The sequence below is a fragment of the Streptomyces sp. NPDC020780 genome (assembly GCF_044334475.1).
Classification (GTDB): domain Bacteria; phylum Actinomycetota; class Actinomycetes; order Streptomycetales; family Streptomycetaceae; genus Streptomyces.
In genome coordinates, this window is sequence record NZ_JBIRTB010000002.1 from 614,709 (window position 1) to 634,190 (window position 19,482).

Consider the following 19,482-nt stretch of genomic DNA (forward strand, 5'->3'; position numbering starts at 1 on the left):
TCGGGGTGTTGCGTGCCGCGGACGGCGCCGACCTTCACTTCCGCGGGCTAATTGGGCCCGCAGAAGTCGACAAAGCCACAGAGTGGGGGCCGTTGCCGCCCGGTCGGCCGGGAACTCAGCTCGGGGTGCTGCCCCCGAGATCCTTGAACCAGCCGGTGACGGTGGAGATGCCGTCCCCGATGGCCTCCCAGTAGCCCTTGCCCTGGTCGACCCAGTCCTGGAGCGGTGTCAGCTCCCAGACGAGCCAGCCGGCGACGATCAGCAGCACGATCGTGAACAGGCACCCCTTGAGGCATCCGAGGCCAGGGATACGCATCGGGTTGGCGCTGCGCTGCCTCGGCTGTCGCGGGGCCGGCGGCTGGGGCGCCGGCTGCTGCGGCGGCGCGTACTGCTGCCGCTGGGGCTGCTGCGGCGGCTGGTAGCGCTGGGGCTGGGCCTGCTGCTGCGCGTACTGCGGCTGCTGCGGCCGCTGGGGCTGCCGGGGCTGCTGCTGCGGGGCCTGTGGGCTCTGACGCGGGGCCTGCGGGGGCTGCTGCCGCTGCGGGCGGCGGCGCAGCGGGTCCTGGCTGGGGTCGAGGTACTGGACCTGCGTCTGCTCGTTGCGGTCGCGGGCCGCCCGGAGCTGGGACTGCCAGGGGTGCGGCTCGTCGGGGCGCGGGGGCCCGTCGGGACCCGGGGGAACGGGGGGCAGGACCGCCGTGGGGTCGGCGTGTCCGCCGTTCCCGCCCGAGGTCTGCCGCATGACGCTGGTGGGGGCGGCCGGGTCGTAGGACCCCGCGTTGCCCGGCAGCACCTGCGTCGCGTCGGCCGCGCCCGGGGTCTCCGGGACGGCTGCGGGGGCCGGGTCGGGGGCGAGCAGGGCGCCCACGCCCTCGGCCGCGGCGATCTGCGCCGAGTTCGCGTGCACCCCGATGCCCGCCCCGACGGTGCGCAGGGCACGGGCGAGGTTCAGGGCGCTGGGCCGCTGGTCGGGGTCCTTGCGCAGACAGCGCTCGATGACCGTCCACAGGGGTTCGGGAACGGTGCCGGGGCGGCGGGGCTCCTCGCTGAGGTGCTGGTGCAGGACCTCGAGCGCGGTGGCCCCGGCGAACGGCGGGCGGCCGGTGACCAGCTCGTACAGCAGGATGCCGGCGCCGTAGATGTCCACGGCGGAGGTCTGCGGGCGGCCCTCGGCGGACTCGGGCGCCACGTAGGCGGGCGTGCCGACGAACTCGTGGGTCCGGGTCAGCCCCGGGGAGTCCGCGAGGCGGGCGATACCGAAGTCGGTGAGCATCGGGTGCATCTCGCCGTCGCGCTCGTCGAGCAGCACGTTGGCGGGCTTCAGATCGCGGTGGACGACACCGTCGGCGTGGCTGGCCGCGAGCGCGTCCGCGATCTGGGCGGTGAGCAGGCTCGCGGCGACCGGGGTGAGCGGGCCGTTCTCGCGGAGGTAACGGTGCAGGTCAGGGCCGTCCACCAGGTCCATGACCAGGGCCAGGAGGTCGCCCTCGACGACCAGGTCCCGGGTTCGGACGATGTTGGCGTGGGTGAGCCGCAGCAGCACGGAGCGCTCACGCAGGAACCGCATCACGACGTCCGCGTCGTTGGCGAGCTCCTCCTTGAGCACCTTGATCGCGACGGTCTCGCCGGGCTGCCCGGCGACGGCCGCCTCGGCGCCCGCGGTCTCCCGCTGGCGGGCTCGCCAGACGGTGCCCGTGGCGCCGCGTCCGAGCGGCTCCTCGAGCAGGTACTTGCTGCCGACTGGCCGCACGTCACGCGCTCCCTGCTGGTCGTTGTGCTGGCGGATCCCCGGGGCCGGCCCGGATGTCCCGGCCCACTCTAACGACCTGTCCGGCGGCCGCGAGGCCGCCGGACGGAGCGTCTTCGAAGGGACTTCGGAGGGACTTCCGGTCGCGTCGCCGCCGTGTCCGGGGAAGACGCGGACGGCGAGGGGTTGGTTGCCGAACGAGTGTGCAGTACGCCCGCCGCAGGACCAAGCAGGCACTTTTGCACCCACACTCGGCCATTCAAGATCACTAAGCGGTCACCCTCGGGCGTGTTGTCAGTGGCAGGTGCGAGGATGCCTCCAGCACGGAACCGTGTGGCCGGGTGCCTCGCGCTCCGTGACGACCTGAACCGGACGACGCGTCCGTGCCGGGTGGGGGGAATCACAGGGCTTCTCCCCTGCCGGGCGCCCCGCGCAGAAGGGACCGCTGACGGCGATGCAGATCCGGCTGACCGTCCTCGCGCCGCGCAGCGGCCAGAACCCGCCCCGTGCGTGCGACGTGCTCGTCACCGCCCCCGCGGGGACGGCTCTCGCGGCCGTCGCCTCCGGCCTGGCCACGGCGGTGTCCGGCCCCGAGACCCCGCCGGGCGGCGGCGCCGTGGTGCTGTACGCCGGGCGGGAGCGGCTCGACCCGCAGCGCTGCGCCCTCGGCGAGCCGCCCCTGGTGGACGGCACGGTCCTCTCCCTCCAGGTGCCCGGCGAGAACGAGGCGGCGGACGACGCCGTCCCCGCGCAGCTGCACGTGATCGCGGGCCCCGACGCCGGCGGCGTCCACCTGCTGCACGGCGGCCGCATCCGCATCGGGCGCTCCGCCGAGGCCGACGTCCCGCTCGACGATCCCGACGTGTCCCGGCTGCACTGCGCCGTGACGGTCTCCGAGGACGGCGGGGTGTCGGTCGCCGACCTCGGCTCGACCAACGGCACCTCCCTGGACGGCACGGAGGTCCGCGACACCCCGGTGCGGCTGGCCCCGGGCGCGCTGCTGCGCCTCGGCGAGTCCGCGCTGCGCCTCACGCCGGGCGCGCCCGCGCCGGCCCTGACGACGACCCCTGACGGGGAGGGCCATCTGCGGGTGGCCCGGCCGGACGGCGCGAAGAACGGCGGCGGAGCGGGGGGATCCGGCGGCGGTGCGGGCCACGGCCCCGCCCGCGGCCCCGCCCCCACCGGACACGGCGCCCACGATCCGTACGACGGCGGGCCCGCCGACCGCGGCGAGCAGCCGGGATCCGCCGGCCCGGGTGGTCACGGCGCACCGGCGGCCCACACCACCCACGGGCGCGGCACCGCCCTCGCCGACGGCGAGGCCCCCCGACGCGGCATAGGCGCCTGGGCGCGCCGCCTGGCAGGCGGCAAGGGCGAACCAGTACAGGGCGACGCCGGCCGGGCCGCCTCCGGACCCGCGGACGGACCGGCGCACACCGACCCGGGCGGCCCGCCGGCGGAAGCCGGTGGCCTCGTCCCGTCGCGGCGGGACCCCGCCGGGACCTGGCCCGACCCCGCGGCCGTCCTCCTCACGGCGCTCGGGCCCGGACCCCGTCTGTGGGAGCGCGACCCGGCGCACCCGGAGGCGCTGGTCGTGCGACTGGGGACGACGGAGCGGGCCGGGCTGCCGGCCGTACCCGTCACCGTGGCCCTGCGGGAAGCCGGCTCGCTCGGGCTCGCGGGCCCCAGGGCCCGGCTGGCCGGGCTGGCCCGCTCGGCGGTGGCCCAGCTCGCCGCCCTGCACTCCCCGTTCGACCTGGAGATCGTGCTGATCAGCACGGACCGTACGCGCGGCGCGGAGGAGCGCCTGCGCGAGTGGTCCTGGCTCGGCTGGCTGCCCCATCTGCGCCCCATGCACGGCCAGGACTGCCGGCTGCTGCTGGCGTACGACCGTGAGCAGGCGGCCGCCCGGACGGCGGAGCTGGTACGCCGCCTCGAGGCGGGGCCGCTGGGCCCGGACTGGGCGAGCGCCGACCGGGCGGCCGTCGCCGGGGCCGCCGGCCGCCACCCGGGGCCGTACACCGTGGTGATCGTGGACGGCGACCCGGGCTCGGCCGAGCTGCGCGAGACCACGGCAGCGCTCGCGGGCGCCGGAGCCGCGGCCGGTATCCACCTGATCTGCCTCGCCGAGACCCCGGCCGCCTCACCCACCTCGCCGGTCACCGCGACGTACGACACCGCGTGCCGGGCCTCGATCCCCTTCCGGGAGTGCGGGGCGGTCGCCATGCTTAGCGGCGACGTGGCGACCGCGTTGCGCCTGCTGCGCACGGCGGGCGGCCGGACGGCGGGCCACGGCACCGTCGCCACCGTGGACGCGGTGTCGTCGGCCTGGGCCGAGCGGTTCGCGCGTGCCCTCGCGCCGCTGCGGGACGAGGGCACGGCCGTGCTGCCGGGCAGACCCCTGGCGGCGGCGCTGCCCCCCTCCGCCCGTCTCCTGGACGAACTGGGCCTGGCCAGGGCCACCCCGGCCTCCCTGATGGCCCGCTGGGCCTCCACGGCGGAGCAGCAGCCCGGCGCCACGCTGCCCCCGGCGGCCCCCGCCGGGGCGGACCTGGACACGGCGGGTTCCGGCCGCACCCTGAGCACCGGGCCCCGGGTGAGCCCGCAGCGCGGCGGGCCGGACCATCTGCCACCCGCGGCGGCGGCCGGAAGCACCACGGCGGCCGGGAGTGGCGGCAGCCCCCGGATCGTCGCCCAGCGGCGTGACAGCGAACCTGTGCCCGGGCCCGGTCCCGGCACGACCGCCGGCAGTGCGGGGCGCCCGGTGATCGTGCTCGGCGCCGGCCCCCGGGGCCCGCTCTCCGTCGATCTGGCCGACGAGGGGCCGCACCTGCTGATCGAGGGACCGGCGGGCAGCGGCCGTACGGAGCTGCTGCGCGCGGTCGCCGCCTCGCTGGCCTCCGCCGCCCGGCCCGACCGGCTCGGCATCCTGCTGATCGACGGCTCGGGCGGCGAGCACGGGGAGCGCGGCGAGGGGCTGCGCCCCTGCACGGAGCTGCCGCACGTCTTCACCCACATCGCCTCGGACCCCGTGCGGATGCGGGAGTTCGCCCAGGCCCTCGGTGGCGAGCTGAAACGCCGGGCGGAGCTGCTCGGCGGGCTGGGCTTCCCCGAATGGCACGAGCGGTACGCCCGGTCGCAGGCCCCCACCGCGGGCCGGCGCCCCTCCTCCGCCGCCGAGCAACGCGGCGACCTCGACTCCCCGGCCACCGGCACCCTGCGGCTGCGGCCCGCCGCAGCCCGCACGGCGGACCCGGGTCCGTCCCCGCTGCCCCGGCTCGTCGTCCTGGTCGACGACTTCGACGCCCTGGTGGCCCCGGCGCTCGGCAGCCCCGGCCGCCCGTCCGCCGGTTCCGTCGTCCGGGTGCTGGAAGCCGTGGCCAGGGACGGCGGGCGCCTCGGCGTCCACCTGGTCGCCACCTCCGGCCGCCCGGACCGCACCGAGGACACGGAGCTGGCCCGCGGCGCCCGGCTGCGCATCGTGCTCGACCCACCCGTCGTACCGCCCTCCCCCGACGAGGCGGCGCCGGGCCGCGGCCGGCTCGGGCATCCGGACGGCCGGGTGACGCCGTTCCAGGGGGGCAGGGTCACCGGCCGCATCCCGCGCACCGCGACCCTGCGCCCGACCGTCGTCCCCCTGGAGTGGGAGCGGATGGGCGATCCGCCGACCCGCCGGCCGCTGCGCGAACTGGGCAACGGCCCCACGGATCTGGCCCTGCTGGCCAGCGCCCTGGAGCGGGCGGCCCGCTCGGTGAACGCCGAGCGGCTTCCACCGCTGCTCCCGCCGCCTCCCCCGTCCTGAACACAGCGCCCGCGCGCCCGTGCGTTCCTGACGTCACGTCACGAGCCCATCACGATCAATTGACAGGAACCTGTAGCGGTATTGCGAGTCCGGAGTACCGGGCATAGGACTGTGCGCACGAACGACGTGAGCCGCACGATGTGGAGGCGTGGGCGGCGCCGCCGGGTCCCAACCGGTGGTGCCGCTCCGCCCGCATGCGCGTGCAGGAGAGACGGGGCAAGGGATGCGCAGAAGCGCTCGTATGCGTAGGGCCGCACTGGTATTCACCGCGATCGGGGCACTGGCACTCACCGGCTGCAGTGACGACGGTGGCAAGGAGAAGAAGGCGGGCGAGGGCTCCGGGGCGGGCAAGGAGAGCCCGTCGAGCGTCACCCTGCCGAAACTGGACGGCGAGAAGATCTCGGTCGCGGCGGTCTGGACGGGCCCCGAGCAGGCCAACTTCACCAAGGTCCTGAAGGAGTTCGAGAAGCGGACGGGCGCCACGGTGTCCTTCGTCCCGGCGCAGGACCCGATCGTGAACTTCCTCGGTACGAAGATCGCGGGCGGCCAGCCCCCGGACGTCGCGATGATCCCGCAGGTGGGAGCCATCCAGCAGGCGGTGGCCAAGAAGTGGGCCAAGCCGGTCGGCGCCGAGGCGAAGGCCCAGCTGAGCAAGAACTACGCGAAGGTCTGGCAGGACCTCGGCGCGGTGGACGGCACCCAGTACGGCGTCTACTTCAAGGCCGCCAACAAGTCGCTGATCTGGTACAACGCCAAGGCGTTCGAGAACGCCGGCGCGAGCGAGCCGAAGACCTGGAAGGACTTCCTGGCCACCGCCGAGACGGTGTCCGCCTCCGGTGTCACTCCCGTGTCGGTGGGCGGCGCGGACGGCTGGACGCTCACCGACTGGTTCGAGAACATCTACCTCTCCCAGGCGGGCCCGGAGAAGTACGACCAGTTGGCCAAGCACGAGATCAAGTGGACGGACCCGTCCGTCAAGGACGCGCTGACCACCCTGGCCGAGCTCTTCGGCAAGCCGAACCTGATCACGGGCGGCGCGGACGGGGCTCTGCAGACCGAGTTCCCGGCCTCCGTCACGCAGACGTTCACCGGAGGCGACCAGCCCAAGGGTGCGATGGTGTTCGAGGGCGACTTCGTCTCCGTCAACATCGCCCAGACCGAGGCGAAGGTCGGTACGGACGCCAAGGTGTTCCCGTTCCCGGCCGTCGGCGCCGACTCCCCCGTCGTGACGGGCGGCGACGCGGCGGTGGCGCTCAAGGACAGCAAGGGCGCCCAGGCCCTGCTGACCTGGCTCGCCTCCCAGGACGCGGCGAAGATCTGGGCCGAGGCGGGCGGGTTCATCTCGCCCAACAAGGCGCTGGACACGGCCGCGTACCCCAACGACGTGCAGCGCACGATGGCCGAGGCGCTGATCGACGCCGGCGACGACGTCCGGTTCGACATGTCCGACCAGGCCCCGCAGTCGTTCGGCGGTACGCCCGGCAAGGGTGAGTGGAAGACCCTCCAGGACTTCCTGAAGAACCCGAAGGACATCGCGGGGACCCAGGCGAAGCTGGAGTCCGACGCGGCCAAGGCCTACACGAGCTGACGGGATGACGACAGCGACCGCGGGGGGCACCGCAGCGGTGCCCCCCGCCGACAAGTCTCCCGGCGGGCCCGGACCCGGACGTTCGCGGCGGAGTGTGACCGGCACCCGGAGGGTCATCGCGGCGGCGTTCCTGCTGCCCGCCCTCGCACTGCTCGGCGCCCTCGTCGTCTACCCGATCGTGTACTCGGTCTACCGGTCGTTCTTCGACCAGGCGGGCACGGGCTTCGCCGGCCTCGACAACTACAAGGCACTGTTCACCGACGACACCATCCTTACGGCGGTCAAGAACAACGCGGTATGGGTGGTGGTCGCACCGACCGTCTCCACCGTGCTGGGACTGATCTTCGCGGTGCTGACCGAGCGGATCCGCTGGGGAACGGCCTTCAAGCTGATCGTCTTCATGCCGATGGCGATCTCCATGCTGGCCGCGGGCATCATCTTCCGGCTGGTGTACGACCAGGCGCCGGAGCGCGGGGTCGCCAACGCCGTGGCGGTGGGCGTGCACGACACGTTCGCCGCGTCGTCGGCGTTCCCGAAGGCGCACCCGCTGCCCGTGCACCCGCTCGAGGCGGGTGGCGGCGGATCGTTCATGACCAAGGAACCGGTCCGGGCGGGCCGGCCGGCGCTGCTGCCGCTGGTCGGGGTGGCGCCCGCGAAGATGCCGGACGACGCGGTGCCGGCGAAGGCCGCGTCCGCGTCGGGTGACGGCATCACGGGCACCACCTGGCTCGACTTCACCAAGGGCGGCGGCGGCAAGCCCAACGCCGTCGACCCCTCGGAGCTCGGCCTCAAGGGCATGAAGGTCGAGGCCGTCAAGGACGGCAAGGTCGTCGCCTCGGCCACGGCCGGCGCCGACGGTGTCTTCACGCTTCCCGCGTCCGCGGACGGGGCGTACCTGCGCCTGCCCGCCGACAACTTCCGGGAGCCGTACAACGGCGTCGACTGGCTCGGCCCGTCCCTGGTGACCCCCGGGATCATCGGCAGCTACGTCTGGATGTGGGCGGGCTTCGCGATGGTCCTGATCGCCGCGGGCCTCGCGGGCCTGCCCCGCGAACTCCTCGAGGCCGCCCGGGTGGACGGCGCGAACGAGTGGCAGGTGTTCCGCCGGATCACGGTGCCGATGCTGGCGCCCGTCCTGGCGGTGGTGCTCGTCACCCTGATGATCAACGTCCTGAAGATCTTCGACCTGGTCTTCATCATCGCGCCGGGCTCCTCGCAGGACGACGCGAACGTCCTGGCGCTGCAGCTGTACCGGTCCTCGTTCGGCACGGACGCGGATCTCGGGGTCGGCAGCGCCATCGCCGTACTCCTCCTGCTGCTGGTGATCCCGGTCATGCTGTTCAACATCCGCCGGATACGGAAGGAGGGGCGGCGGTGACCACGAACGAGGCCGCACAGGCGGTACCCGCCCCGAAAGCGGCACAGACGGTGACCACGGCCGACGCCCCGCCGCTCCGGCAGCCCCTGGGCTCCCGGCTCGCCGCACGGGCGGGCGGCGGGGTGATGCGGGTCTTCCTGGTGCTGGTGGCCCTCTTCTGGCTGATGCCGACCATCGGGCTGCTGCTGTCCTCGCTGCGCGGGGCCGACGACATCGCGGCGAGCGGCTGGTGGAAGGTCCTCACGGCCCCCACCGATCTCACCTTCGAGAACTACCAGCGCCTGCTGGACAACTCGGTCATCACCGATTCCCTCCTCAGCACGGTGATGATCACGGTTCCGGCCACCTTCCTGGTGGTGGTGATCGGCTCGCTCGCCGGATACGCCTTCGCCTGGATGGAGTTCCCCGGCCGCGACTGGTGGTTCCTGGTGGTCGTGGGCCTGCTGGTCGTGCCCGTACAGGTCGCCCTGATCCCCGTCTCCAAGCTCTTCGGGACGATCGGGATCTTCGAGACGACCTTCGGCGTGATCGTGTTCCACACGGCGTTCGGCCTGCCGTTCGCCATCTTCCTGCTGCGGAACTTCTTCGCCGAGATCCCGCGCGAACTCCTGGAGGCCGCACGGCTGGACGGAGCGGGCGAGATCCGGGTGTTCACCCGGGTGGTCATGCCGCTCGGCGGACCCGCGATCGCCTCGCTCGGCATCTTCCAGTTCCTCTGGGTGTGGAACGACATGCTGGTCGCGCTGATCTTCGCCGATTCGGAGTCCCCGCCCATCACGGTGGCCCTGCAGCAGCAGGTTCGCCAGTTCGGCAACAACATCGACGTGCTGGCGCCCGGCGCCTTCGTGTCGATGGTGATCCCGCTGGTGGTGTTCTTCGCCTTCCAGCGGCAGTTCGTCTCCGGCGTGATGGCCGGCGCGGTCAAGTAGGAGAACCCCGACAACAGCGGACAGCGGACAGCACAGACGTTCGTCAACCCTGGGGCGGTCCGGTCACTCGTGACCGGGCCGCCCTACCTCGTACTTCCCTCGAATGCCACATCCGGCGTAACCATGTCACTCCATCGGCCGTTTGCGGGCCACCTGCCCGCCCGCGAGCGCCTCTGGATGTGTTGTGCCCCGGTTCAGTGTCATCGTGCCCGCGTACCGGGTCCAGGCGTACCTGCACGCGTGTCTCGACTCCGTGCTGGACCAGTCGTACAAGGACTACGAGATCATCGTGGTCGACGACTGTTCGCCGGACGCCTGCGGCCCGATCGCCGACGAGTACGCCGCCCGTGACCCCCGGGTCACCGTCGTGCACCTTCCGCACAACGCCGGTCTCGGCCCTGCCCGCAACGCCGGGATCGCCAGGGCGAGCGGTGACTACCTCCTCTTCCTGGACGGTGACGACACCCTCACCCCCGAGGCGCTGCAGAGCATCGCCGACCGCCTGGACGCCACCGGCGGTCCCGACGTCCTGGTCTACGACTACGCCCGTACGTACTGGTCGGGCGAGGCCGTACGCAACGCCTTCGCCGCGCACCTCGCGGAGACCGGCCCGCCCTCCTTCCGGCTGGCGCAGCGCCCCGAACTGCTCAAGGTCCTCATGGTCGTCTGGAACAAGGCGTACCGCCGCGAGTTCATCGAGGCCGAGGGCTTCGCCTTTCCCCCCGGCTACTACGAGGACACCCCCTGGACCTACCCGGTGCTGATGGCCGCCGGATCGATCGCCGTCCTGGACGCGGTCTGCGTCGGATACCGCCAGCGGCGCCGGGGCAACATCCTCTCCACCACCACCCGCAGGCACTTCGACGTCTTCGACCAGTACGACCGCGTCTTCGCCTTCATCGACTCCCGCCCCGGACTCGCGCTCTGGCGGCCGGTGATGTTCCGGCGGATGCTCGACCACTTCTCGACGCTGTTCACCTCCCGGGGCCGGCTCCCGCGCGGCACCCACGCCGAGTTCTTCCGCCGCGCCCGCGCCCACTGCCGCCGCTACCGCGCCCCCGGCGCCCCCGTGCCGTTCCGCAGCCGGCTGCGGCACGCGCTGTTCCGGCTGGGCGCGCACCGCACCTACCGCACCCTGTGGGCCGGGCAGCAGCTGCGCGGCCGGCTGCGCCGCCGCTCCGCCGCCCTGCGCCACGCGGTGCGCGGAGCGGTCCTCCAGCTGCACTACCGCGTCCAGCTGCGACTGCCGGTCCGGCCGGCGGAGGCCGTGTTCGCCGCGTACTGGCACCGGGGCTACACCTGCAGCCCCGCGGCGCTGGAGGCCACCGCCCGGGCCCTGGTCCCCGGCCTGCGCACCTCCTGGATCTGCCGCCCCGGCGACGCGCACACCGTGCCGTCCGCCACACGCGTGCTGCACCCGGGGACGTACGCGTACTGGACGGCCCTGGCCCGCTCCAAGTACCTCGTGAACAACGTCAACTTCGACCGCAGGCTGGTGAAGAGACGCGGCCAGGTGTTCCTCCAGACCCATCACGGCACCCCCCTGAAGACCATGGGCACCGACCTCGCGCACCGCCCGGCGGCCGCCGGCTCCATGGACTTCGAGCAGCTGCTGCGCAACGTCGACAAGTGGGACTTCTCCCTCTCCGCCAACCAGCACTCCACCCTCGTGTGGGAGCGCGCCTACCCCTCCGGCTACACGACACTGGAGTACGGAAACCCGCGCAACGACGTCTTCCACCGCACGCCCCCGGCCGAGATCGCACAGTTGCGCGAGCGCCTGGGCGTCCCCACCGACCGCACCGCCCTGCTCTACGCGCCGACCCACCGCGACTACCGGCGCGACCCCCACCACCCCCTGGACCTGGAGCGGCTCGTCCGCGTACTGGGCCCGCGCTACGTGATCCTGGCCCGCTCCCACTATCTCGACGCGGCCTCCGGCGCCGGCACCCCCCGCCCCTCCCACCCGCGGATCATCGACGTCACCGCCCACCCGTCCGTCGAGGAACTCTGCCTCGCCTCGGACGCGTTGATCACGGACTACTCGTCGCTGATGTTCGACTACGTCAACCTGGACCGGCCGGTCGTCCTGCACCTGGCGGACCGGGAGGCCTACGAGGCGGCCCGGGGCACGTACTTCGACCTGGAGGCGTTCCCACCCGGTGCCGTGGCCCGTGACCAGGACGAGCTGCACGAGGTCTTCTCCACCGACCACTGGCGCGGCCCCCGCTCCGCGCAGCGCCGGGCCGCGTTCCGGGCCCGCTTCTGCCCGTACGACGACGGGCACGCGGCGGAACGGGTGGTGCGCCGGGTCTTCCTGGGCGACACCGCGGAGCCGCCCCTGCCCGCGCCGTTCACGGGCCGCGGGAGCCCGGGAGTGCCCCGGCAGGTGCCCGTACGGGAGTTCACCACCGGGTGAGCCCCAGGGGACGGGGGAGGGGGGCGCGGAGACGGCCCCCGCACCCCCCTCGGCCCGGCGCCACCGACCTTCGCCGCTCGCCGCTCGCCGCTCGCCGCTCAGCGCTCCAGGAACGCGAACAGGTCCTCCCAGCGGTCCATGATCTCCTCCTCGGAGAACCGCTGGACGGCGGTCCGCGCCCGGTCCCCCATCGCGTCCCGCATCCGGGGGTTGCCCGTGAGCCGCAGCAGCCGGTCCGCGAGCGCGCCGATGTCACCGGCGGGCGCGAGCAGCCCGTCCTCACCGTCGCGCACGATCTCCCGCACGCCCGGCGCGCAGTCGAACGCCGCACACGGCACCCCGCTCGCCATGGCCTCCAGCAGCGCGAGCGGGAAGCCCTCGCCGCGCGAGGACTGGACGAAGACGGAACAGGACGCGAGCGCTCCGGGCACATCGTCCGTGCGGCCCCTCCAGCGGACCGACCCGTCCAGTCCCAGATCCGTGCACAGGGCCCGGAGGTCCGCCTCGTCCTCGCCGGCCCCGTACACGTCCAGGCGCCAGTCGGGGCGCTCGGGCGCGACCAGTGCCCACGTGTCCAGAAGCATGTCGACGCCCTTCTGGTCGGTGAGCCTGCCGATGCTCGCGACCGCCTTCTCCCGCCGGGGCGAGGGCACTTCGGGCAGCGCCGCCAGGGCGTTGGGCATGAAGCCGACGTTGTCCATGCCGTCCCCCGCCCACAGGTCGGCGTCCTCCTCGGTGAGGACGAGCCAGCGGTCGAGGTTCCGGTAGTGGTCCTTGATCCAGCGGTAGCGGTGGCTCGCCCGGGAGTAGTCGTAGGACTCGTGACTCATCCCGATGACCCGCAGGCCGGACGTGTCCGCCTCACCGACCCACTCCATCGCCCAGACCTGGCTGACGATCACCACACCGCCGGGCCGTGCGGTGCGGAGGATCTCCGAGAGCCGTGCGACGGCCCGCCGCTTCTCCGCCACCCGGGCCGCCTCACGCCGCCTGGCCGCGAGACGGAGCCGGTCCCGCACCCCCTTGGGCGCCCAGGGCGTCGGCGGATGGGCCGGGTACAGCGCCGTGACGGGGTAGCCGTGCGGCTCCGGCAGGGCCATCTTCAGTGCGGAGGCGTGGATCCCCACGACGTGCACCCGGTGGCCCCGCTCCCGCAGCAGCCGGGCGGTGCGGTGCGTCCAGGCCGTCACCCCGCCGAGCTCGTCCGTGCTGTTGGAGACGACGAAGACGTCACGGACCTCACGGCTGCGGCTCATCGGCCCGCCTCCCCGGTACGGGCCCTGCTGCGGGCCGGGCCGATGTGCCGGGCGAACACGGTGTCCACGACCGCGCGGGCGGCGTCCCCCCGGTCGTAGCCGCCGAACTCCTCGGCGAAGGCGGCGCGACGTTCCTGGAAGCCGGTGTCCGCGGCCTTCAGCCGGTCCAGCACGGCGAAGAGTTCGTCCTCGGTCCCGACGACCGGCCCGGGGGCCTTCTCCCGCAGGTCGAAGTAACTGCCCCGCTCGGCGGCGTACGCGTCGAGGTCGGGTGCGAAGAGGACGACCGGGCGGTCCAGGAGCGCGTAGTCGAACATGATCGACGAGTAGTCGGTGACGAGGACGTCGGCGAGCGCGAGCAGTTCGCTGACGTCGTGGTGGCCGGAGACGTCCACGACCGTGCCGGGCGGGCACACCGGCAGGCTCGCCGCCTCCAGGTAGTGGGCCCGCACCAGCAGCGTGTACCGGTCGCCGAAGCGTTCCGCGAAGCGTGCGGCGTCCAGCAGCAGCGGACGGCGCCTGCGCCTGCCGCCCACGGCGCGGAAGGTCGGCGCGTACAGCACGACCTCGCGGTGGTCGGGCAGCCCCAGCTCCGCCGCGAGCGGCGGCCGCGGAAGCCGCCCCTCCGCCTCGTCCCGGGCGCGGGCCGCGACCAGGGCGTCGTTACGCGGGTACCCCGTGCGCAGCAGGGTCTCCTCCGGGAGCCGGTAGGCGCGGGCCAGGGTGCGTACGTCGTGCTCGGAGCGGACGAGGAAGTGGTCGAAGCGGTGCACCGCCCGCTGGAGCCGCTCACGCTGCGGGGCGTTCTGCAGGCGCACGCGCGTCTCGTCGAAGCCCATCCGCTTGTACGCCGACCCGTGCCAGGTCTGCAGGTAGGTGGTGCCGGACGGCTTGCGCAGCTGCTGCGGGAAGCCCTGGTTGTCCACCCAGAACTCGGCCCGGGCGAGCGCCCACAGATACCGCCAGGACCACCGGCGGACGAGCCGGGCACCGGTCGGGAATCCGTCCGGGGAGCTCTCGTACGACCAGACGCAGCGCAGCGGCAGTCCCCTGCGCCACACCTCCTCGTACACGGCCCGGGGACTGTCGCCGTAACACCTGCCCATGTGGCTCTCGAACACCGCGGACCCCTTGCGTACGGGCAGCCGGAGCAGCCAGGAGTCGTAGACGGAGGCCTTGAAGCCGCGGGCGTGCAGCCGGTCCCGGCGGGTGCGCAGGGCCCGCAGCAGGAGCCTCACCCGGCGGGCGGGGCGGAAGTGCGTGGCGTAGTGGACGAGCCGCCGCGCCGTACGGGCGGGGCGGCCCCGGGCGTCGAGTCGGAGCGCCAGGTGGTCCTTCAGCGTGACGTAGGGCTGCCAGGTGTCCCCCGCCGTGCGGCCCAGCCGGGGCAGAGCGGGCGAGCGGTCCGCCGGGCCGACCAGGTCGTGGGCGGCGAACAGGTCGGTGACCGAGCGGGTACGGCCGTCCTCCAGCACCATCCGGGCATCCCACACGGTGTCCCGGGCGCCGGACGGGCGCAGCCCGCGGGTCAGGTGGACCCGGGTGCGCCAGGCGATCCCGGTGGCGTCGCGCCGCAGCTCGTCGACGGGGAAGCGGAACGTGCGCGCGCCGTCCCGCACCCGGAACTCCAGGTGGGCGGTGAGGGGACCGTCCGGATCGGGGCCGGTGTGGCCGGGCAGGACGAGCCGGCCCGCGAGCAGGACCCTGCCGCCGTCCGCCTCGTAGCGGGTGACCCGGTTCATCAGGCGCAGTTCGCCGAAGGTGCGGTACTGGTGGCCGAGCGCGGTGACGTCCAGCGCCGGGTCGTCCCCGCTCCCCCAGTACACCCGCCCGTCCCCGCCGAGGGTGAGCGGCGCCGCCACGGTGCCCCGCCTGCGCAGCGCGTACGCCGCCGAGAGCACTCCGTCCGGATCGCCGCGCTCCAGCAGCCGTACGCCGGCGCGCTCCACGGGCGGGAGGGTGAGCAGCGCCTCCTCGGGAACGCATGCGGGCAGCACCCGGGCGGCCGTCGCGGTGATCCGGTCGCGCTCGGCGGCGGGCCGCAGCACGAACGTGCGCACCAGCGGCACGAGGTGGTCCCCCAGGAACGCGCGGTCCCGTTCCCCGCGCAGCCCGGTCGGACCCTGTGCGGCCAGGACGTGGCAGACCCGGCGGTGCGCCTCCACCAGTCCGGCGAGGTCCCGGCCGCCGTCGGGCAGGGCGCGCCGGCTGACGATCCGGCGGCGTACGAGCGCGATCCGGCCGACCACCGCCGCGGCCAGGGGGCCGAAGAGGATCCCGCTGTGGGTGAGCTCCTCGTCGTAGCGCAGACCGTGCTGCTCCAGGGCCCGGCGCCGCAGGCAGAAACCGGTCACCAGGGCGTCTCGCACGGCGAGTTCGGGGGCCTCGGTGAACCGCTCCACGGTCCGGGAGCGGGCGAACAGGGTGTGCTGCCAGGGCGGCTCCTGCTCCTTGGGCCCGTCGCCGGTCAGCCGGCTCCAGCGCCCGGCGACGAGGTCCGCGCCGGTGCGGGACCCGGCCTCCCACAGGGTGCGGCAGGCGTGGCGCCGGAGGAGTTCGCCGTCGTCGAGGACGAGGACGTACGTGCCGGCCGCCGCGGCCAGCCCGGTGTTGCGCAGGACGGCGACGGCGCTCGCCGGCGCGTCGGCGGTGAGCACACGGACCCTGCCCCCGGACCGCCCGGCGAGCGCTCCGGACGCCGCGCGGAGGGCGGCGTCACCGTCGGCGGGCAGGACGACGAGGGCCTCGACGGCGCGCAGCGACTGGTCGAGCACGGACTCCACGGACTCCCGCAGGGCGGCTTCCCCGCCCGCGCCCGCGGTGATCACACAGCTGACGTCGGGAGTGCTCACGCCCCCGCCCCCTTCAGCATCCGGTCCACGACCCGCGCCGACGCCGTGCCGTCGTCGAGGTCGCAGAAGGACTCGCGGAAGCGCGCGTACGCCTCGCGGTGGCCCGCGACCGCCGCCTCCGGGTCGCGCAGCGCCTCGACGACCTCCGCCGAGGTGGTGAGGAGGGGGCCCGGCGCACGGTTCCCGAAGTCGAAGCAGAAGCCGCGCAGGGTGTCGCGGTAGTGCTCCAGGTCGTAGGTGTGGAAGAGCATCGGGCGGCCGGTCTGGGCGAAGTCGAACATCAGGGACGAGTAGTCGGTGACCAGCGCGTCGCTGATCAGCATCAGCTCGGCGACGTCCGGGTAGCGCGACACGTCACGCACGGAGTCGCTCTCGGGGACGCTCCCGCCGACCAGGTAGTGGCGGCGCACCAACAGGACGTGGCCGTCCCCCAGTTCCTCGGCCGCCCGCTCCAGGTCGAGCCGGAGATCGAGACCGTACCGGCCGCTCCGCCTGGGCCGGTCCTCCCGCCAGGTGGGGGCGTACAGCACCACCCGCCTGCCGTCGGGCACGCCCAGCGCCTCCCGTACCGCGACGGCCGTCTTCGCCCGCTCGGGGGCGTACAGCAGGTCGTTGCGCGGGTAGCCGCACTCCAGGACCTCGCCCGTGTACCCGAAGGCGCGGCGCAGCACGGGGGTGGAGAAGGTGTTCGGCGAGACGAGCACGCTCCACTGGGCAGCGCGCGCCGGCATGGACGCCATGTACGCGGAGTCGGCGTGCGGGCTGCCCTCCAGGTCGCGGCCGATGCGCTTGAGCGGGGTGCCGTGCCAGGTCTGGACGACGAACTGGCCGTCCACCCGCTCGAACCAGTCCGGCAGCTGGGTGTTGGTGACGATCCAGCGGCTGCGGGCCAGCGCCTCGTGCCACTCGGCGCTGTGCAGGGCCACGGCCCGCACCCCCGCGGGCACGGCGGCCTGCTGGTCGCGCACCACCCAGAGGTGCTCGACGCCGGTGTCGCGGCGGGCCAGCTCCTCGTGGACGGCCCGGGGCGAGTCGGAGTACTGGCGCCCGTCGAAGCTGGAGTAGAGCACGGCCTCGCGCAGCCCCCGGGTGCGCGCGGTGGCGTACTCCCGGCGCAGCCGGGCCTGCCCGTACGCGCCCCGGTCCCCCGGCGGCAGGGCGCTGCCGGACTCCAGGCTCAGCCGGTCGTGGAAACGGCGCTCCAGGGTGAAACGGCGTCCGCCGGACTCCCGGTGCACCGGCAGCGCGGCGTGGAGCTGGGGAACCACGCGCAGCGGCAGGTAGCGCTCCGGGTCCCGCTCACCCCGCTCCCTCAGGAAGGGGTACCAGCGGCCCTCCGCGAGCGGCAGCGCGCCGCCGGTCCCCTCGACGGCCGACGGCGTCAGCGCCGTACGGAATGCCGGCCCCGTCCGCTCCACGGCGAAGGCGGTCTCCTCCTGGTGCCCGGCGTGGCGCAGGACGAGTTCGAGCGGCCGTCCGGACTCCCCGGGGAAGGTCCCCTCCAGGGCGAGGGCGCCGCCGTCGGGCCAGGACAGGCGGGCGACGACGGGCTGCGTGGCCCGGTCGGTGAGGACGAGGTCCCCGGAGGGGTTGGCCGCCGCGTACAGCTCACGGCCCCCGGCCAGCGGGTATCGCCCGGCGTCGGTCTCGGGACGGGCCGCGACCGTCAGCCTGCGGCCCGCGCCCACCAGCTGGACGCCCCAGTCGCCGTCGGCGCCCAGGAAGGTGTCGAGCGGCACGTCGGCGAGGAGGGTACGGCCGTCCGGGCCCTCGCCCGCCGCCAGCGGGAACTCCCGGGTTTCCTTCGTGCGCCACTCCTGGAGGCGCAGGGCCGTCAGGCCCGTCAGCGCGTCCGCGCCCAGGACCCGTACCGCGATCCGTACCGCGGGCCGGACGGCGTCCCCCCGCCCGTCCTCGGCGGCGGCCGGCGCGTGCCCGGCGAGCACCGCGTCGATCCGCTCGGCACGCAGCTCCAGCTTGTTGCCGCTGAGCACGGGGACGATACGGGTGCGCTCGCCGGTGTACCGCACGGCGGGTGCGGCCGGGTTGCCGAGCAGCCGCATCGGGCCCCGGCGCGGCCGGCCACCGGCGACGACCACGGACTCCAGCTTCCAGACCGTCCGGGAGCCCCTGGCGGCGAGCCTGCGCGGGTCCACCACGGTCTCGAAGCCGGACCGCTCGTAGCGGTGCACGGAGCGGCCCGACCTGGCGGCGGCCTCCTCGGTCACCGTCCTGCGCATCCGCAGCGGGACCACCCGCCGGCCCGACCTGAGCCAGCCGGCCCCGGCCGACCTGCCCGGGGCGTTGCGGACGTACGCGTACCCCTTCAGGTGCAGCTTCCCGTCCCGCCACACCGCCTCGGTGAGGTGCGCGTGCACCGGGAGGTCCGCCGCGGACAGGGCGGTGACCCGGCGCGGGAGGGGGCCCTCGACACCCGGGTACTGGGCCCTCGGGCGGAGCAGGCCCCGGACGTGGAAGGTGTCCCGATCCCTGGACCCGTGGGCCAGGACCGCGAGCAGCTCGGCCGTCCGGCGTTCCCGGATGAGCTGCCACTTGACCCGCAGGTGCAGGGGCAGCCCGGCCAGGACGGCGGGTTCGACGGTGTCGGCGAAGGCGTTGGCGTGCGTGAGGAAGGCCTCGTGGAAGTCGGCGTCGCCGTCCGGGAGGGCCTCCATGAACAGCCACAGGTCACCGGAGAGCACGTGTTCGTCGTAGCGCCGCCGGGCCTCGGTCATGCCCCGCTCCGCAAGGAACCGGCTGACGGTGGAGACCGCCGTGACGCGGTCGCGGATTCCGCGGGCCACCGCGCGCCGGGTGGTGATCGAGCCGTCCCGGTCCCGCCAGTGGTAGACGGGTTCCTCGACGACGTCGACGCTCCGGGCGAGGAAGTGGGCGGGGAGGACCACGGCGATGTCCTCGTACAGGACCCCGGTCGGGAACGCGAAGGCGTGCCCGTCCCAGAAGGACCGGCGGAACACCTTGTTGCAGGCGATGCGGTCGCCGAGCAGGACCCAGTCCCGGGTGACGTGGGTGGCCCGGCGGTGGGTCTCCATCGGCCTGCGGAACATCGGGGACTGTTCGAGCACGCCGCCGGCCCGGAGCCGCAGGACGTTGCCGGTCGCGAAGTCGGAGCCGGAGGAGTCGAGTTCGGCCAGCATCCGGGCGTAGGCACCGGCCGGTACGACGTCGTCGCTGTCGACGAACGTCAGGTACCGCCCGTCGGGATGGGCCTGGCCGGCGCCCGCGTTGCGGGCGGCGCCGAGTCCGGCGTTCTCCTGCCTGATCAGCCGGAAGCGGGTGTCCCCGCGGGCGAACTCCATCGCCACGTCGGCACTGTTGTCCGTCGAGCCGTCGTCGACCATGACGACCTCCAGGTCGGCCATGGTCTGCGCGGCCAGCGACTCGAGGCAGGCTCCGAGGTACTCCTCGACGTTGTGGAGCGGGACGACGACGGTGAGACGGGGTGCCATGCGCTGCGCACGATCCTTCCGGGCGGACGGGGGTCAACTGG

Annotated in this window: 9 protein-coding genes; 5 read left to right on the plus strand and 4 right to left on the minus strand. The window is 74.1% G+C overall.

The genetic code is table 11. From position 1 onward, the window contains the following. Window positions 1–115 precede the first annotated feature (115 nt). Window positions 116–1,750, minus strand: coding sequence for a serine/threonine-protein kinase (locus ACH4VO_RS06075; protein ID WP_360995739.1), 1,635 nt, complete (start codon window positions 1,748–1,750; stop codon window positions 116–118). A 451-nt stretch (window positions 1,751–2,201) separates the two neighbouring features. On the opposite strand from ACH4VO_RS06075, the gene ACH4VO_RS06080 reads away from it, so the two are divergent. The 5 genes from ACH4VO_RS06080 (at window position 2,202) to ACH4VO_RS06100 (ending at window position 11,863) form a co-directional block, all read left to right on the plus strand. Beyond that, the gene (locus ACH4VO_RS06080; RefSeq protein WP_360995742.1) at window positions 2,202–5,549 is read left to right on the plus strand and encodes an FHA domain-containing protein; all 3,348 of its coding nucleotides are present in this window, start codon (window positions 2,202–2,204) and stop codon (window positions 5,547–5,549) included. A gap of 241 nt (window positions 5,550–5,790) precedes the next feature. Then, window positions 5,791–7,137, plus strand: coding sequence for an ABC transporter substrate-binding protein (locus ACH4VO_RS06085; RefSeq protein WP_398440876.1), 1,347 nt, complete (start codon window positions 5,791–5,793; stop codon window positions 7,135–7,137). A 4-nt stretch (window positions 7,138–7,141) separates the two neighbouring features. Then, window positions 7,142–8,515 carry a sugar ABC transporter permease gene (locus ACH4VO_RS06090; protein WP_360995748.1) on the plus strand — a complete coding sequence of 458 codons (1,374 nt, stop codon included), beginning with the start codon at window positions 7,142–7,144 and terminating at the stop codon, window positions 8,513–8,515. A 50-nt stretch (window positions 8,516–8,565) separates the two neighbouring features. Next, on the plus strand, window positions 8,566–9,444 hold the full coding sequence (locus ACH4VO_RS06095; protein ID WP_360995827.1) for a carbohydrate ABC transporter permease: 879 nt from the start codon (window positions 8,566–8,568) through the stop codon (window positions 9,442–9,444). Between the two features lie 184 nt (window positions 9,445–9,628). Then, window positions 9,629–11,863, plus strand: coding sequence for a bifunctional glycosyltransferase family 2 protein/CDP-glycerol:glycerophosphate glycerophosphotransferase (locus tag ACH4VO_RS06100; RefSeq protein WP_360995750.1), 2,235 nt, complete (start codon window positions 9,629–9,631; stop codon window positions 11,861–11,863). A 98-nt stretch (window positions 11,864–11,961) separates the two neighbouring features. On the opposite strand, the gene ACH4VO_RS06105 is transcribed toward ACH4VO_RS06100, so the two are convergent. Genes ACH4VO_RS06105 through ACH4VO_RS06115 form a run of 3 tightly spaced genes read right to left on the minus strand, consistent with a single transcriptional unit; the run spans window position 11,962 to window position 19,441 of the window. After that, complete coding sequence (locus tag ACH4VO_RS06105) at window positions 11,962–13,119, minus strand: glycosyltransferase (protein WP_360995753.1); 1,158 nt, start codon at window positions 13,117–13,119, stop codon at window positions 11,962–11,964. After that, window positions 13,116–15,971 carry a CDP-glycerol:glycerophosphate glycerophosphotransferase gene (locus tag ACH4VO_RS06110; RefSeq protein ID WP_360995755.1) on the minus strand — a complete coding sequence of 952 codons (2,856 nt, stop codon included), beginning with the start codon at window positions 15,969–15,971 and terminating at the stop codon, window positions 13,116–13,118. The genes ACH4VO_RS06105 and ACH4VO_RS06110 overlap by 4 nt, the downstream gene beginning before the upstream one ends. After that, the gene (locus ACH4VO_RS06115) at window positions 15,968–19,441 is read right to left on the minus strand and encodes a CDP-glycerol glycerophosphotransferase family protein (protein ID WP_360995757.1); all 3,474 of its coding nucleotides are present in this window, start codon (window positions 19,439–19,441) and stop codon (window positions 15,968–15,970) included. Before ACH4VO_RS06115 ends, ACH4VO_RS06110 begins: the two co-directional genes overlap by 4 nt. Window positions 19,442–19,482 lie beyond the last annotated feature (41 nt).